The organism is Streptomyces sp. A0642 (genome assembly GCF_004795105.1).
Lineage (GTDB): Bacteria > Actinomycetota > Actinomycetes > Streptomycetales > Streptomycetaceae > Streptomyces.
Genome location: NZ_SSBL01000029.1, coordinates 64,835 through 78,076 on the forward strand (window position 1 = coordinate 64,835; position 13,242 = coordinate 78,076).

At 71.5% G+C, this 13,242-nt stretch carries 12 protein-coding genes; 4 read left to right on the forward strand and 8 right to left on the reverse strand.

What is annotated here, in order from left to right; translation table 11 throughout:
• Window positions 1–67: 67 nt before the first annotated feature.
• The 3 genes from E6R60_RS31545 to E6R60_RS31555 are packed head-to-tail and all read right to left on the reverse strand — an operon-like array spanning window position 68 to window position 3,258.
• The gene (locus tag E6R60_RS31545; protein ID WP_136330130.1) at window positions 68–946 is read right to left on the reverse strand and encodes a carbohydrate ABC transporter permease; all 879 of its coding nucleotides are present in this window, start codon (window positions 944–946) and stop codon (window positions 68–70) included.
• Complete coding sequence (locus E6R60_RS31550) at window positions 943–1,959, reverse strand: sugar ABC transporter permease (protein WP_136330131.1); 1,017 nt, start codon at window positions 1,957–1,959, stop codon at window positions 943–945. The genes E6R60_RS31545 and E6R60_RS31550 overlap by 4 nt, the downstream gene beginning before the upstream one ends.
• Window positions 1,960–1,980: 21 nt before the next feature.
• Window positions 1,981–3,258: an extracellular solute-binding protein gene (locus E6R60_RS31555; RefSeq protein WP_136330132.1), complete on the reverse strand. Its 1,278-nt coding sequence runs from the start codon at window positions 3,256–3,258 to the stop codon at window positions 1,981–1,983.
• 417 nt (window positions 3,259–3,675) lie between these two features.
• On the opposite strand from E6R60_RS31555, the gene E6R60_RS31560 reads away from it, so the two are divergent.
• Together E6R60_RS31560 and E6R60_RS31565 are read left to right on the forward strand one after the other, a co-directional pair.
• Window positions 3,676–4,737: a LacI family DNA-binding transcriptional regulator gene (locus E6R60_RS31560; protein WP_136330133.1), complete on the forward strand. Its 1,062-nt coding sequence runs from the start codon at window positions 3,676–3,678 to the stop codon at window positions 4,735–4,737.
• 75 nt (window positions 4,738–4,812) lie between these two features.
• Window positions 4,813–5,802: a phosphatase PAP2 family protein gene (locus E6R60_RS31565; protein ID WP_240802758.1), complete on the forward strand. Its 990-nt coding sequence runs from the start codon at window positions 4,813–4,815 to the stop codon at window positions 5,800–5,802.
• Window positions 5,803–5,932: 130 nt separating this feature from the next.
• Here E6R60_RS31565 and E6R60_RS31570 read toward each other — a convergent pair whose 3' ends face one another.
• On the reverse strand, window positions 5,933–8,926 hold the full coding sequence (locus E6R60_RS31570; RefSeq protein WP_136330134.1) for a bifunctional [glutamine synthetase] adenylyltransferase/[glutamine synthetase]-adenylyl-L-tyrosine phosphorylase: 2,994 nt from the start codon (window positions 8,924–8,926) through the stop codon (window positions 5,933–5,935).
• A 136-nt stretch (window positions 8,927–9,062) separates the two neighbouring features.
• Between E6R60_RS31570 and E6R60_RS31575 the strand changes: the two genes are divergently transcribed.
• Window positions 9,063–9,578 (forward strand): pyridoxamine 5'-phosphate oxidase family protein, encoded by a 516-nt coding sequence (locus E6R60_RS31575; protein WP_136330135.1) that lies wholly within the window; start codon window positions 9,063–9,065, stop codon window positions 9,576–9,578.
• 187 nt (window positions 9,579–9,765) lie between these two features.
• Here E6R60_RS31575 and E6R60_RS31580 read toward each other — a convergent pair whose 3' ends face one another.
• Together E6R60_RS31580 and E6R60_RS31585 are read right to left on the reverse strand one after the other, a co-directional pair.
• Window positions 9,766–10,557, reverse strand: a complete 792-nt coding sequence (locus E6R60_RS31580; protein ID WP_136330136.1) for a putative protein N(5)-glutamine methyltransferase — start codon at window positions 10,555–10,557, stop codon at window positions 9,766–9,768.
• 181 nt (window positions 10,558–10,738) lie between these two features.
• Entirely contained in the window at window positions 10,739–10,966 is a 228-nt protein-coding gene (locus E6R60_RS31585; protein WP_136330137.1) for a hypothetical protein, read from the reverse strand.
• 141 nt (window positions 10,967–11,107) lie between these two features.
• Between E6R60_RS31585 and E6R60_RS31590 the strand changes: the two genes are divergently transcribed.
• On the forward strand, window positions 11,108–11,698 hold the full coding sequence (locus E6R60_RS31590) for a TetR family transcriptional regulator (protein WP_136330138.1): 591 nt from the start codon (window positions 11,108–11,110) through the stop codon (window positions 11,696–11,698).
• A gap of 35 nt (window positions 11,699–11,733) precedes the next feature.
• Here E6R60_RS31590 and E6R60_RS31595 read toward each other — a convergent pair whose 3' ends face one another.
• The gene (locus tag E6R60_RS31595) at window positions 11,734–12,288 is read right to left on the reverse strand and encodes an isochorismatase family protein (RefSeq protein WP_136330139.1); all 555 of its coding nucleotides are present in this window, start codon (window positions 12,286–12,288) and stop codon (window positions 11,734–11,736) included.
• A 161-nt stretch (window positions 12,289–12,449) separates the two neighbouring features.
• Window positions 12,450–13,049 (reverse strand): DUF6058 family natural product biosynthesis protein, encoded by a 600-nt coding sequence (locus E6R60_RS31600; RefSeq protein ID WP_136330140.1) that lies wholly within the window; start codon window positions 13,047–13,049, stop codon window positions 12,450–12,452.
• Window positions 13,050–13,242 lie beyond the last annotated feature (193 nt).

A 13,242-nucleotide genomic window follows, 5' to 3' on the forward strand; every position in this document is an offset into this window, starting at 1 on the left:
ATGCCGGCGCCACCGTGACTGGTGCGTGCGGGTCGTGCTGGTGCGGGGAGGGTCGGCCCCCTCCGCCTCAGCCCTTGACGGCTCCGGCGGACATGCCGGTGACGAGGTGCTTCTGCGCGAACAGGAAGACCAGGGCCGCGGGTATCGCGATGAGTACGGACGCGGCGGTCATCGGACCCCACTGGGCGCCGTACTGGTTGACGAACAGCTGGAGTCCGCCCGCGAGCGTCAGGTTGTCCTCGCCGACCATGAACGCGGAGGCGTACGCCACCTCGCCCCAGGCGGTGATGAAGGAGTAGAACGCGGTGACGGCGAGGCCGGGCTTGGCCAGGGGGAGGATGAGCCGCCAGAACGTGCCGAACGGGGTGAGGCCGTCGACCTGGCCCGACTCGTCGATCTCGCGCGGGATGGTGTCGAAGAAGCCCTTCATCATCCAGGCGCAGAACGGCACCGAGATGGTGAGGTAGGTGATGACCAGACCGGCCGGCTTATTCAGCAGGCCCATGCCCGCCATGATGTTGTAGATCGGCACGATGAGGACGGCGACCGGGAACATCTGGGTGATCAGCAGCGTCCACATCAGTCCGCGCTTGCCGGGGAAGCGGAAGCGGCTGACGGCGTAGCCGGTGGAGGCGGAGACGATCACGCCGAGGAGCGTGGTGAGCCCCGCGACGACGACCGAGTTGCCGAACCAGGTCAGGAACTTCGTGTTCCGGAGCAGGTCCGTGTAGTTCTCGAAGGTCGTCTCTTTGAAGAAGTCCGTGGTGGTCGCGAACTCGGCGGGCTTCAGCGAGGTGAGCAGGACCCACAGCACGGGGAAGACCGCGATCACGGACGCGACGACGAGCGTCAGGTGCAGGGCGGTGGAGGCCAGCGGGGAACGCTCGCCGCGCAGCCGTACCTTGGGCGCGGAGTGCCGCGCGGTGGGGGTGGGTGCGGTGGTCACCAGTCGTCTCCCTGGGTGCGGAGGACTCGCCGGTAGACGGCGGCGAAGAGCAGCAGGAGCATGAGGATCAGCACGCCCCACGTGGAGGACTGCGCGAAGTCGCGCGGGCTGATCTCGAAGGAGAACTTGTACGCCTGGGTGACCAGGATCTGGGTGGCTTCGCCGGGTCCGCCGCGGGTCAGCAGGAAGATCACCGGGAACATGTTGAAGGTCCAGATGGTGGAGAGCAGGATCACGGTCGTGGAGACCGGCCGGAGTCCCGGCAGCGTGATGTGACGGAAGCGCTGCCAGGCGGTGGCGCCGTCCATCTCGGCTGCCTCGTAGTGCTCGCTGGGGATGGACTGCAGTCCGCCGAGGAGGGCGACCATCATGAACGGCACACCGAGCCAGACGTTGACGACGATGACGGAGATCTTGGCCAGGGTGGGGTCCCCGAGCCAGTCGACACCGCCGATGCCCCCGCCGGCGAGGATCTTGTTGAGCAGCCCGCGGTCCTCGTTGTAGAGGAAGCGCCAGGCGAAGACGGAAACGAAGCCGGGGATGGCCCAGGGCAGGATGAGCGCCATGCGGTAGGCGGAGCGGCCGGCGATCCTCCGGTTGAGGATGTTCGCCAGCGCCATGCCGAGGGCGAAGGTGATGGTCACGCAGGAGACCGTCCACACCAGGGTCCACCCGAGCGTGCCGAGGAACTGGTCGCCGGTGAGCGCGTCGGTGTAGTTGTCCAGGCCCACGAACTCGTACGTGGCGGGCATGTGGTTGACACCGATGGACCGCGCGACGTTGCGCTCGTTGGCGTCGGTCAGCGACAGGTAGATACCGCGGACCAGCGGATAACCGATGATCACGCCGATCACGACGACGACCGGGGCCACCATCGTCCAGGCGTACCAGTGCGTCGACAGGGCCCGCCGGAGCCTGCTCGGCGGCGGGGGGTTACCAGTACCGCGGCTCCGGCCGCGGGCGACGTCGTCGCCCGCGGCCTTCGCCACCGACTGGCTGGTGTGGACAGCCATCAGTCGGCCTGCCTTCCTGTGTTACTTCCAGCCCTTGAGGAGCTTGCGGTAGGAGTCGCCGGTCGTCTTGACGGCCTTCTCCGGGGAGGTCTGGCCGGTGAGGACCTTCGTGTACTCGGTGACGAGCGGGGCGAAGAGGCTGCCGGTCTCCGGGATCCAGGGGCGCTCGACGGCGCTCTCGACGACCGGCTTGAAGAAGCCGACGATCTCGTTGTCGACGACGGCCTCCTCGGCGTAGGCGGAGGTGCGGGTCGGCAGGAGGTTGAGCTCCTTGGTGACCTGGGCCTGCGTCTTGACGGAGGTCATGTAGTCGACGAAGGCGTAGGAGGCGTCCAGGTTCTTCGAACCGGCGTAGACGGCCAGGTTGTGACCGCCCTGCGGGGCGCCCTGCGCGGCGGAGCCGGCCGGGACCGGGGCGACGCCCAGGTTCGCCTTGTCCTTGAACTCCTTGCCGGTGTACGTGTCGGCGACGGCCCACGGGCCGTTGATCATCATCGCGACGTCGCCGTCCTTGAAGGACGACTGCATGTTCTCCCAGCCGTCCGTCGCGTCCGTCTTCGCGACGCCGGAGTCGACCAGGTCCTTGACGACCTTCATGGCCTTGACGCCGGCCGCGTCGTCGATGGTGACGGACTTGTCGGCGGCGTTGACCATGTCGCCGCCCTCGCCGTACAGGAAGGACAGGAACCAGTACGCGTCGTCGCCGCGCAGGTAGAGGCCGGTCTTGCCGGTCTTGTCCTTGATCTTCTTCGAGACGGTCTTCAGCTCGGCGATCGACTTCGGAACCTCGACGCCGGCCTCCTTGAAGATCTTCTTGTTGTAGAAGATGCCCATGGAGTCGATGACCTGCGGCACCGCGTACGTCTTGTCCTTGTACTTGGTGGACGCGGCGGCCTGCTTCAGGAAATCGTCCTGCTTGACCAGGGCGGGGGTGCCGTCCAGCGGGGCGAGGTAGCCGAGGTCCGCGAACTCGGGCGTCCAGGCGACCTCGGAGCGGATCACGTCGGGGGCGCCGGAGCCGGACTGGGCCGCGTTCTTGAACTTGTTCTGGGCCTCACCGAAGGGCACGTTGACGTACTTGACGTCGACCTTCGGGTGCTCCTTCTCGAAGCCCTCGGCGATCTTCTTGAAGACCTTGTCCTCGCTGCCCGCGGTGGAGGTGTCCCACCACGTCACGGTGCCGGAGAGCTCGCCGGAGCCCTTCGAGGTGCCGTTGGAACTGTCGTCATCGCTGCCGCAGGCGGTCGCCGCGAGCGCCAGGGCCGCGACCAGGGCGGTGGCCGTTATGCCACGTCGCATCTGAACTCCTTCAACTGCCGTACCGCTCCGTCGCGGCGCCGGGTCGACGTGAACGTAACAAGGATGAAAGAAGGCCGAAAGAGTTTGCGGAAGATTTCTGCAAGCTCCGGCGATCGTTACATTCGCGTGTCCTCACGGTTGCCGTCAAGCCTCTTGACGGGAGTGGCCGATCCCTGGCAGGGAAAGGCGGCCCCGCGTGATTCCACAGTGCGACGATCCGACCGCACCGCGCCGACCCGCCCCGCAAGACCTTGCAAGAGATTGCCGTCCGGCCGCTCAGCCGGCCCCCTCCGGGACCGGCGCGCACCGCTCGCTCCCCTCCGCTGCGGACCTGCGCGCACGGGCCGCGGCGGGCGCTGCCGCCCGAATCCCGCGCCTGGTGGGCAATCCGACCCCCGCCCGGTACAGTCCAGTCCCATGACCGCACGGCTTGCCGATATCGCAGCTCAGGCGGGGGTCAGCGAAGCGACGGTCAGCCGCGTACTGAACGGCAAGCCCGGTGTTGCCGCGACCACCCGCGAATCCGTCCTCGCGGCGCTCGACGTCCTCGGCTACGAACGCCCCGTACGGCTGCGCCGGCGCAGCGCGGGCCTGGTCGGCCTGATCACGCCCGAGCTGGAGAACCCCATCTTCCCCGCACTCGCCCAGGTCATCGGCCAGGCGCTGACCCGCCAGGGCTACACCCCGGTGCTGGCGACCCAGACGCCGGGCGGCTCCACCGAGGACGAGCTGACGGAAATGCTGGTCGACCGGGGCGTCTCCGGCATCATCTTCGTCTCCGGACTGCACGCCGACACCTCGGCCGACATGCAGCGCTACGAGCAACTGCGCGCCCAGGGCGTCCCGTTCGTCCTGGTCAACGGTTTCTCCCCCAAGGTGCAGGCGCCGTTCATCTCGCCGGACGACCGGGCCGCCATGCGGCTCGCGGTGACCCACCTGGTCTCCCTCGGCCACACGCGGATCGGCCTCGCGGTCGGCCCGAAGCGCTTCGTCCCCGTGCTCCGCAAGATCGAGGGCTTCCACGCCACGATGCGGGAGCAGTTGAACCTGACGGCGGACGAGGTGGAGGAGCTGATCCAGCACTCCCTGTACACGCTGGAGGGCGGGCAGGCCGCCGCCTCGGCGCTGATGGAGCGCGGCTGCACGGCGGTGGTGTGCGCGAGCGACATGATGGCGCTGGGCGCGATCCGCGCCGCCCGCCGGCTCTCCCGGGAGGTGCCGCGCGACCTTTCGGTGGTCGGCTACGACGACTCGCCGCTCATAGCGTTCACCGATCCGCCGCTGACCACGATCCGGCAGCCGGTGACGGCGATGGGCCAGGCCGCCGTACGCACGCTGCTCGAGGAGATCGGCGGGACACCCGCCCCGCACAGCGAGTTCGTCTTCATGCCGGAACTGGTCGTGCGCGGCTCGACGGCCGCCGGCCCCGGCACGGCCGCCACCGCCCCGGCCGTACCAGCGTCCCACGCCCGCCCGTAGCCCGCAGGACGTGCGACCGGCTTCCCGCCGGAGGATCATCGGGCATAGGGCACAAATCTGGCAGACTCTGTTCCTATGGGTGAATTGAGCGTGAAACCACAGGAAGGCCGCACGGAGGCCACCCCGTCACCCATCGTGAACGAGGCGGCCCCCGAGGCGCATACGAAGCAGAACAGCGGCTCCGGCCGGATCGGCACCCTGCTCGGTCGCGGCCTGGCGGGTCTCCGTTCCCCACGGTCCCCCCGGCGGCCGCGCATCTGGTTCGAAATCCTGCTGATCGCGGTCAGTTACTGGCTGTACTCGCTGGTGCGCAACGCGGTCCCGGAACAGAAGGCGGCGGCCCTCTCCAACGCCGACTGGCTGTGGTCGGTCGAGCGGTTCATGGGCATCGCCGTGGAGCGGTCCGTCAACCACGCGGTCAACTCGGTGACATGGCTGATCGTGTCGATGAACTACTACTACGCCACCCTGCACTTCGTGGTCACCATCGGTGTGCTCATCTGGCTGTTCCGCCGCCACCCCGGCCGCTACGCCCCGGCCCGTCTGGCCCTGTTCGCGACCACGGCCGTGGCCCTGCTCGGCTACTACCTCTACCCGTTGGCGCCGCCCCGCCTGATGAACGGCGGCCACTTCATCGACACGGTCATGATCCACCAGACCTGGGGTTCGATGGCCTCGGGCAACTTCAAACAGATGTCGAACCAGTACGCGGCGATGCCCTCGATGCACATCGGCTGGTCCCTCTGGTGCGGCCTGACCCTCTTCGCCCTGGCCTCCGCCCCGTGGGCGCGCATCCTGGGCCTGCTCTACCCGACGGCCACCCTGATCGTGATCGTGGCGACCGCGAACCACTTCTGGCTGGACGCGGTGGGCGGCATGGCCTGCCTGGCGTTCGGCTACGCGGTGTCCTACGCCTGGTACGGAGCGCTGCCGCACCACCTCCCGAGGCGCGTCGCTCCGAAGCCGAACACCCGCACCCGCCTGTCCGCCGTGAAGCGACGCCCGGGGACCCGGAAGGCGGAGATCGAGCGGCGGCCGGCCACCTCGGACCTCTCCGGCGACTGACGGGCCGCCTCACAGGCTCCGGCGTCTCCGGACGAAGTCCGGGGGGAACTCGCGACGCGGGGCCGGCGCGGAGCCCCGAACCCGGCGCCCCGCCCCCGCACCCGCGCCCCGAGCGGCTCCGGCGGGCCCCTCACCCCGCCGAGTAGAACCGCTCCTCCACCACCGCCCGAGCCCGCCGCGTGATCCGCCGGTAGTCGTCCAGCATGTCCCCGACGTGCCCGGGCTCGTACCCCAGATACCGCCCCACGGCGGTCAGCTCCCGCGGCCCGGAGGGGAACGTGTCGCCCGGCCGCCCGCGCACCAGCATCACCGCGTTGCGGACCCGTGTGGCCAGCACCCACGCCTCGTCCAGCGTCTGCGCGTCCTCCGCCGGGATCAGTCCCGCCGCGCACGCCGCCGCCAGCGCCTCCCTCGTCCGGGTGGTCCGCAGCCCCGGCTCCACCCAGCCGTGCTGCATCTGCATCAGCTGGACCGTCCACTCGACGTCGCTCAGCCCGCCCCGCCCCAGCTTCGCGTGGAGCGTGGGGTCCGCGCCGCGCGGCAGCCGCTCGGACTCCATCCGGGCCTTGAGCCGCCGGATCTCCCGGACCGCGTCCTCTCCCAGCCCCTCCGCCGGATACCGAAGGGGGTCGATGAGCTCGATGAAGTCGCGGCCCAGGTCCAGGTCGCCCGCGATCGGCTGAGCGCGCAGCAGCGCCTGGCTCTCCCATACCAGCGACCAGCGCCGGTAGTACGCCTCGTACGACTTCAGTGTGCGCACCAGCGGCCCGCTCTTGCCCTCGGGGCGCAGGTCCGCGTCGATGAGGAGCGGCGGGTCGGCGGTGGGCAGCTGGAGCAGCCGGCGCATCTCGGAGACCACCCGGTTCGCGGCCCGGCTCGCCTCCTGTTCGCCGACGCCCTCCCGGGGCGCGTGCACGAACAGGACGTCCGCGTCGGAGCCGTATCCGAGCTCGTGGCCGCCGAAGCGGCCCATGCCGATCACCGCGAACCGGGTGGGCAGCGTGTCGCCCCACTCCGCGCGGACGGCGGCGCGCAGGGCGCCGGCGATCGTGACGGCGTTCAGATCGGTGACGGCGGAGCCGACCCGGTTCACGAGCGCCCCGGGGTCCGGCTCGGCCGGGTTGTCCTCGGTGCCGTAGGAGCCGATGAGGTCCGCGGCCGTCGTACGGAACAGCTCGCGCCGCCGCACACCGCGCACCACCGCCACCGCCGACTCCGCGTCCTCCGCCCGTCCCACCGCGGCCAGCACCTCCTGCTCCAGATGCTCCCGGCTGCGCGGCCCGAGCCCCTGCGGGTCGCCGAGGATCGCGACCGCCTCGGGGGCGCGCAGCAGCAGGTCGGGGGCGAACCGGCCGGCGGAGAGGACCCGGGCGAGGTTCTCCGCGGCCGCGCCCTCGTCGCGCAGGAGGCGCAGGTACCACGGGGTCTTGCCGAGCGCGTCGGACACCTTGCGGAAGCCGAGCAGTCCGGCGTCCGGGTCCGCGGAGTCGGCGAACCAGCCGAGCAGCACCGGCAGCAGCGTGCGCTGGATGGCGGCCTTGCGCGACACCCCGGAGGACAGCGCCTCCAGGTGCCGCAGGGCGGCCGCCGGGTCCTCGTATCCGAGGGCTCCGAGACGGTGCGCTGCGGCCCTCGCGCTGAGCCGGGACTCGCCGGGGGCGAGCTGGGCGACGGCGTCGAGGAGCGGCCGGTAGAACAGCTTCTCGTGCAGCCGCCGCACCACGGAGGCGTGCCGCTTCCACGCCTGGTTCAGCTCGGCGACGGGGTCGGTGCGCATCCCGAGGGAGCGGCCGAGCCGCCGCAGGTCCGGCTCGTCCACCGGGACGAGATGGGTGCGGCGCAGCCGGTAGAGCTGGATGCGGTGCTCCATGGTCCGCAGGAAGCGGTAGGCGTCGTCCAGCTGGGCGGCGTCCACCCGCCCCACGTATCCGCCCTGCGCGAGCGCGCCCAGGGCCTCCAGGGTGGACCCGCTGCGCAGGGCGGGGTCGTTGCGGCCGTGCACGAGCTGGAGGAGCTGGACGGCGAACTCGACGTCCCGCAGTCCGCCGGGCCCGAGCTTGATCTCGCGGTCGACCCGGTCGGCGGGGATGGTGTCGACGACGCGGCGGCGCATCTTCTGGACGTCGGGCACGAAGTTCTCACGGTCGGCGGCCTGCCAGACGAGCGGCGAGACGGCCTCGACGTACTCGGCTCCCAGCTCGGCGTCGCCGGCCACCGGACGGGCCTTGAGCAGCGCCTGGAACTCCCAGGTCTTGGCCCAGCGCTGGTAGTAGGCGAGGTGCGAGCTGAGTGTGCGCACCAGCGGCCCGTTGCGGCCTTCGGGCCGCAGGTTGGCGTCGACGGGCCAGATGGTGCCCTCGACGGTGGTGTCGGAGCAGACCCGCATCATGTGCGCGGCCAGCCGGGTGGCGGCCTGCATGGCCGCGCTCTCCTGGGCGCCGTCGACGGGTTCCGCGACGAAGATGACGTCGACGTCGGAGACGTAGTTCAGCTCGTGGCCGCCACATTTGCCCATGGCGATGACGGCGAGCCGGCACTGTGCGGCGTCGGCGGGCGCGGCCGTACGGGCGATGGCGAGCGCGGACCGGAGCGTGGCGGTGGCCAGGTCGGCCAGCTCGGCGGCGGCCTCGGCGACGTCCGTCGTGCCGCACACGTCGCGGGCCGCTATGGACAGCAGGCACCGGCGGTAGGCGACGCGCAGGGCGTCCGGGTCGTCCGCGCCGGCCAGCTCCCGTTCGAACTCCGGCACCCCGGGGTGCAGGTCGGCCGCCTCGTACGTGACGAGGGCCTGCCAGTCCCGCGGGTGCCGGGCCAGGTGGTCGCCGAGGGCCTCGGACGCCCCGAGCACCCCGAGGAGCCGGTCCCGCAGGGGCTTCGCGGTGACCAGCGTGTCCAGCAGGATCTGCCGCTCGTCGGCCTCCTCGGCCTCGACGAGCCGGACCAGGCCGCGCAGCGCCAGATCGGGGTCGGCGGTGGCCCCGAGGGCTTCGAGGAGCACGGGGTCGGACCGTACGGAGGACAGATCGGCCAGATCGAGCAGCCGCTCGGCGGCGGACGGATCGGTGAAACCGTGCCGTAGCAGTCGGGTGAACGTGCTGCTCCTGCGCCCCGGCAACGTCGTCATTTCCGCGCTCTCCTGCTCGCCGCCCGACCCCCGCCCAGTCCTACGAGCTTAGACCGACCGATGAGTGCGGAGCAGGTGCGCAGTCTGCACTCGGTAGGCAGGATCGCTTTCAGGACCCGACCGGGAGGACCGAACCATGTCCGTATCCGAGCCAGTCGCCGAGCTGGACCCCCGCTACAGCAGCCCCGGCGCCGTCCCCGGTGTCTGGGCCGGCGCGGAGCGGCTGCTGTCCGAAGCCGAGCTGTACTGGCTGAGCACCGTCCGCCCCGACGGCCGCCCGCACGTCACGCCGCTGATCGGCGTCTGGTGGCAGGGCGCGCTGCACTTCTGCACCGGCGCCGAGGAGCGCAAGGCCCGCAATCTGGCGGCCAACGCCGAGGTCGTCGTCACCACCGGGTGCAACTCCTGGTCGGAGGGGCTCGACGTGGTGGTCGAGGGCCGGGCGGAGCGGGTGACCGACGAGGGCGCGCTGGCCCGGCTGGCGGAGGCGTGGGGGACGAAGTACGGCGCGGACTGGCACTTCGACGTGGCGGACGGCGCGTTCGTGGGCTCGCTGGGCAACCGGGCCGAGGTCTTCGCGGTGTCCCCGCGGACGGTGTTCGGCTTCGGCAAGGGCGACCCGTTCACGCAGACCCGGTGGCGCTTCACCTGAGCCCGGGCCTTGCGTGTGGATCCGCCCTGCTCCGGACCTCGGCGGATCCGGATACGGCGGATCCGGACCTCGGCGGATCCGGACCACGGGCGGGCCCGCCCGTGCCCCGGGCCGGGCCGGGTCGGGGCACGAGTCCCCCCGCGCCCCGGTCCGGTCGGGGCGCGGGCTCGCCCGTGCCCGGTCTCCCTCAGTCCGCCGGCAGGGTTCCGATGACCACGGTGGCGTACAGCTCGTCGGAGGTGACCACCCGGGGGACGAGCCCGCTGCCGCCCACGGCCTCCTCGGCCCGTTCGGCCTGGCGTTCGCTGGTCTCGACCAGCAGGCTGCCGCCCGGGGCGAGCCACCGCGGCGCCTCGGCGGCCACCCGGCGCATGACGTCGAGGCCGTCGCCGCCCCCGTCGAGGGCGACGAGCGGTTCGTGGACGCGCGCCTCGGCGGGCAGGAGGGCGACATCGCCGGTGGGTACGTACGGCACGTTGGCGAGGAGCACGTCGACGCGCCCGCGCAGGGAGTCGGGCAGGGGGGCGAAGAGGTCGCCCTCGTAGACCCGGCCCAGGCCGCCCACGTTGCGCCGCGCGCAGCGGACCGCGGCGGGCTCCACGTCACTGGCGTGGAGCTCGATCCCGTCCAGGGCGGCGGCGAGCGCGGCGCCCAGGGCGCCGGAACCACAGCAGAGGTCGACCACGACGGCCGGGCTCGGGGCGAGTTGCGCGGCCTGACGGATCAGGAACTCGGTGCGGCGACGGGGGACGAAGACGCCGGGGTCCACGGCGATGCGCAGGCCGCTGAACTCGGCCCAGCCGAGGACGTGTTCGAGGGGGTGGCCGGCCACCCGCCGTTCCACCATGGCGGCCAGTTCGACGGGGCCGGCCGCGGTGGCGGCGATCAGGTCCGCCTCGTCCTCGGCGAAGACGCAGCCGGCGGAGCGGAGGGAGGTGACGAGGGAGGAGAGAGCGAACGGTGACAGCGGGACGGACATGGAGCGGAGCCTTTCGGGAAACGCCGATGGGTGCTCCGCGACCGGTTACGTCCGGTCGGCCACGCGATCATGTGAGGCGGGCACCCAGCCTGATACAGCGGTAATGGGTCCCACCTCCTTCGGTACGTCCCCGTGCGGGGATGCGAAACACTACCGCAGCCGGGGCCGGTCCCGCCCGGTCTCAGCGCTTCCCGGGACGGTAGTCGTTGCCGCCGTCGAAGAAACGGTTGTGGACGGCGACCGACGTGTTCGCCGCCCTGATGTTGCGGATCTCCGCGCTGTGGTGGCGCTCGATCTCCTGGCCCTCGAAGTTGTCCGTACGCCCCCGCCGTTCCTTCAGCGTCAGCTTCACGACCAGTGTCACCACCGTGGCCAGCAACAGCCCCACCACCACGAAGACCTCGGTCATCGCCCCTCCCCCGTCCACGGCCGATGACTCGGCGACCGTACGGGCATTGTCGTCAAACCCGCAGGTCCGGTCCACCCCCTGCGGGCGTTCCGCCCGGGCAGCCCTGTCCCCCGGACGCTCCGGCCCCGGATAATGGCCCGCATGGAGCGCGCTGTGGGACTACGGGAACGCAAGAAGGAAGCCACCCGCCAGGCCGTGCACGAAGCGGCCTTGCGGCTGACCGTCGAGCACGGCTTCGACCAGCTCACGGTGGAGGCCGTGGCGGACGCGGCCGGGATCTCGCGCCGCACGTTCTCCAACTACTTCGCCGGCAAGGAGGACGCCCTCCTCCACGGCGAGGAGCAGCAGATCGGGGAGCTGGTCCGGGCCGTACGCGAGCGCCCCGCGGAGGAGGGAGCCTGGACGGCGCTGCGGGCGGCCATGACCCAGTTCGCGGAGCGCGTCGCACCTCCGGAACGCGAATGGGCCGTCCGCACCCGTCTCGCCATGCACCATCCCTCGCTCCTGGCCCGTCAGCTCGCCAACCACGCCGCACTGGAACGCGACTTGGCCGAGGCCGTGGCCGCCCGCACCACCCACTCGGCCGAACCGGTGCGTCCCCTGGTCCTGGCGGCTGCGTTCCTCTCCTCGCTGCGGATCGCGATGCGCATGTGGATCGAGGAGGACCTGGCCCGGGAGCCCATCGACGTGATCGACGAGATCCTGGACGAGATGGGGCGCAGCTTCGCCTGAGGCGCGCCTGAGGCGGGGGCGGCCCCAGAGCCGCGTCACCCCTCGGCGGCGTCCCGCTCCGGCGGCGTGAAGTCGATCTCCCCGGCAGGCAGGACCCGGACGGCGCGATCAGGGAAGTCGATGTGCCGGTAGATCTCGTTGTGATGGGCGATCGCCCGGTCCGCGGGGGCGAAGTCCGTCGGCTGGGAGCGGACCGACGTGGTGTGCCCGTCCGCCACCAGCACCAGGTCGTAGCCGTGGCTGAGGGCCTGACGGGCTGTCGTCTCCACGCAGTTCTCGGTGGCGAAGCCGGTGACCAGGACCTCCGTCACGCCGAGCCGGGTGAGCGTCTCGTCGAGACCGGTGTTCAGGAAGGCGTCCGCGCAGGCCTTCGTCACCACCGGCTCTCCGCTCCTCGGCGCCAGTGCGGGCAGGACCTCGCCGCACCCCCGCTGCTGGACCGTGATGACGGGGACGTTCGCGGCGCGCGCCCGTGAGCTGAGCCCCGCGATGGTTCCGACCGTGTGGTCGGCGCGGTGCATGAGGGGCTGCACGGCGTGCTGCATGTCGATGACGAGGAGCGCGGCGCGGTGCGGGGTCGGTGGCGGCATCGGCCTACCGTACTGGCCGTCCGCCGTGGCGAAGTACAGACCCCGGCCGTCGACGCGGCCGGCACCGCGACGGCCCCCGCCGGGCCGCAACCCCCGCCCCAGCACGAGCCCTTGCGCTTGTCCGGGCGCCACCTCGCTCGCAACTCCCCCGCTCCGAGCGCTCAACGGCGCGGGAACCGGGTGCGGATGGCATCGATGCAGGTGTCCCGGGACGTGGGGCCGCCGAACCGGAGCCGGTCGTAGGCGGTGAACGCCGGTTCCAGCGCGTCCAGTTCGTCGACCAGGGCGTGCAGTCGCCCATACCACCGCGCCGACCCCGCGTCGGGCTCGTTCTCCGAGGCGCTGATCGCGGCCGTCAGGTACTCCTTGCGCTGAATGGCGGCCGGCGTCACCGCGTGCAGGCACACGTACTGTCCGCTGAGATACGCGTTCCACTCCGCCTTCCCGGTGTCCGGGTCGGCCCACTGCGCGGTGAACCACGCTTCGAGCCGTTCCACGCCGCCGGCTTCGTCGGCGAGCGCGAACAGGTCGGCCGGCACCATCTCGGCCCCGTCGGAGCGCAGGTACCCGGGAAGCGGCAGGCGCCGTCCGAGCATCAGCCGGCGGACGGCGGCGACGTCGCGGCCATGGGCTTCGCACAGTTCTTCCAGGGTGACGAACTGGGCGTTGGTGTACGCGTCGTCGGCGTCGCTCATCGGATGATCGCCGTTGACCTCGCGAAACCGCTCGGCGAGCTGCTGCTTCAGGTCTGGCTCCGTCATCGGGGCGCCTCCGGCGCGTGCGGGTGCGGGCCTCTCCCGCACAGGGCTTCGCACGCTATCGGCGGGACGGTTCGGCGCTCACCGAACCGTCGACGACCCTCACCGCGGCGCCGGCCGTCCGCCGGAGGCCGGGGCGGGCCGCGGTCCGCCGGCGGACGGCCGCCCACCGACGGCCCAGGGGTCACCGGCCCCG

What these genes read in the sequence shown, in the direction of transcription:
- E6R60_RS31550 (WP_136330131.1), bottom strand. Translation starts at nt 1,959, where the DNA reads ATGGCTGTCCACACCAGCCAGTCGGTGGCGAAGGCCGCGGGCGACGAC.
- E6R60_RS31555 (WP_136330132.1), bottom strand. Translation starts at nt 3,258, where the DNA reads ATGCGACGTGGCATAACGGCCACCGCCCTGGTCGCGGCCCTGGCGCTC.
- E6R60_RS31560 (WP_136330133.1), top strand. Translation starts at nt 3,676, where the DNA reads ATGACCGCACGGCTTGCCGATATCGCAGCTCAGGCGGGGGTCAGCGAA.
- E6R60_RS31565 (WP_240802758.1), top strand. Translation starts at nt 4,813, where the DNA reads ATGGGTGAATTGAGCGTGAAACCACAGGAAGGCCGCACGGAGGCCACC.
- E6R60_RS31570 (WP_136330134.1), bottom strand. Translation starts at nt 8,926, where the DNA reads ATGACGACGTTGCCGGGGCGCAGGAGCAGCACGTTCACCCGACTGCTA.
- E6R60_RS31575 (WP_136330135.1), top strand. Translation starts at nt 9,063, where the DNA reads ATGTCCGTATCCGAGCCAGTCGCCGAGCTGGACCCCCGCTACAGCAGC.
- E6R60_RS31580 (WP_136330136.1), bottom strand. Translation starts at nt 10,557, where the DNA reads ATGTCCGTCCCGCTGTCACCGTTCGCTCTCTCCTCCCTCGTCACCTCC.
- E6R60_RS31585 (WP_136330137.1), bottom strand. Translation starts at nt 10,966, where the DNA reads ATGACCGAGGTCTTCGTGGTGGTGGGGCTGTTGCTGGCCACGGTGGTG.
- E6R60_RS31590 (WP_136330138.1), top strand. Translation starts at nt 11,108, where the DNA reads ATGGAGCGCGCTGTGGGACTACGGGAACGCAAGAAGGAAGCCACCCGC.
- E6R60_RS31595 (WP_136330139.1), bottom strand. Translation starts at nt 12,288, where the DNA reads ATGCCGCCACCGACCCCGCACCGCGCCGCGCTCCTCGTCATCGACATG.
- E6R60_RS31600 (WP_136330140.1), bottom strand. Translation starts at nt 13,049, where the DNA reads ATGACGGAGCCAGACCTGAAGCAGCAGCTCGCCGAGCGGTTTCGCGAG.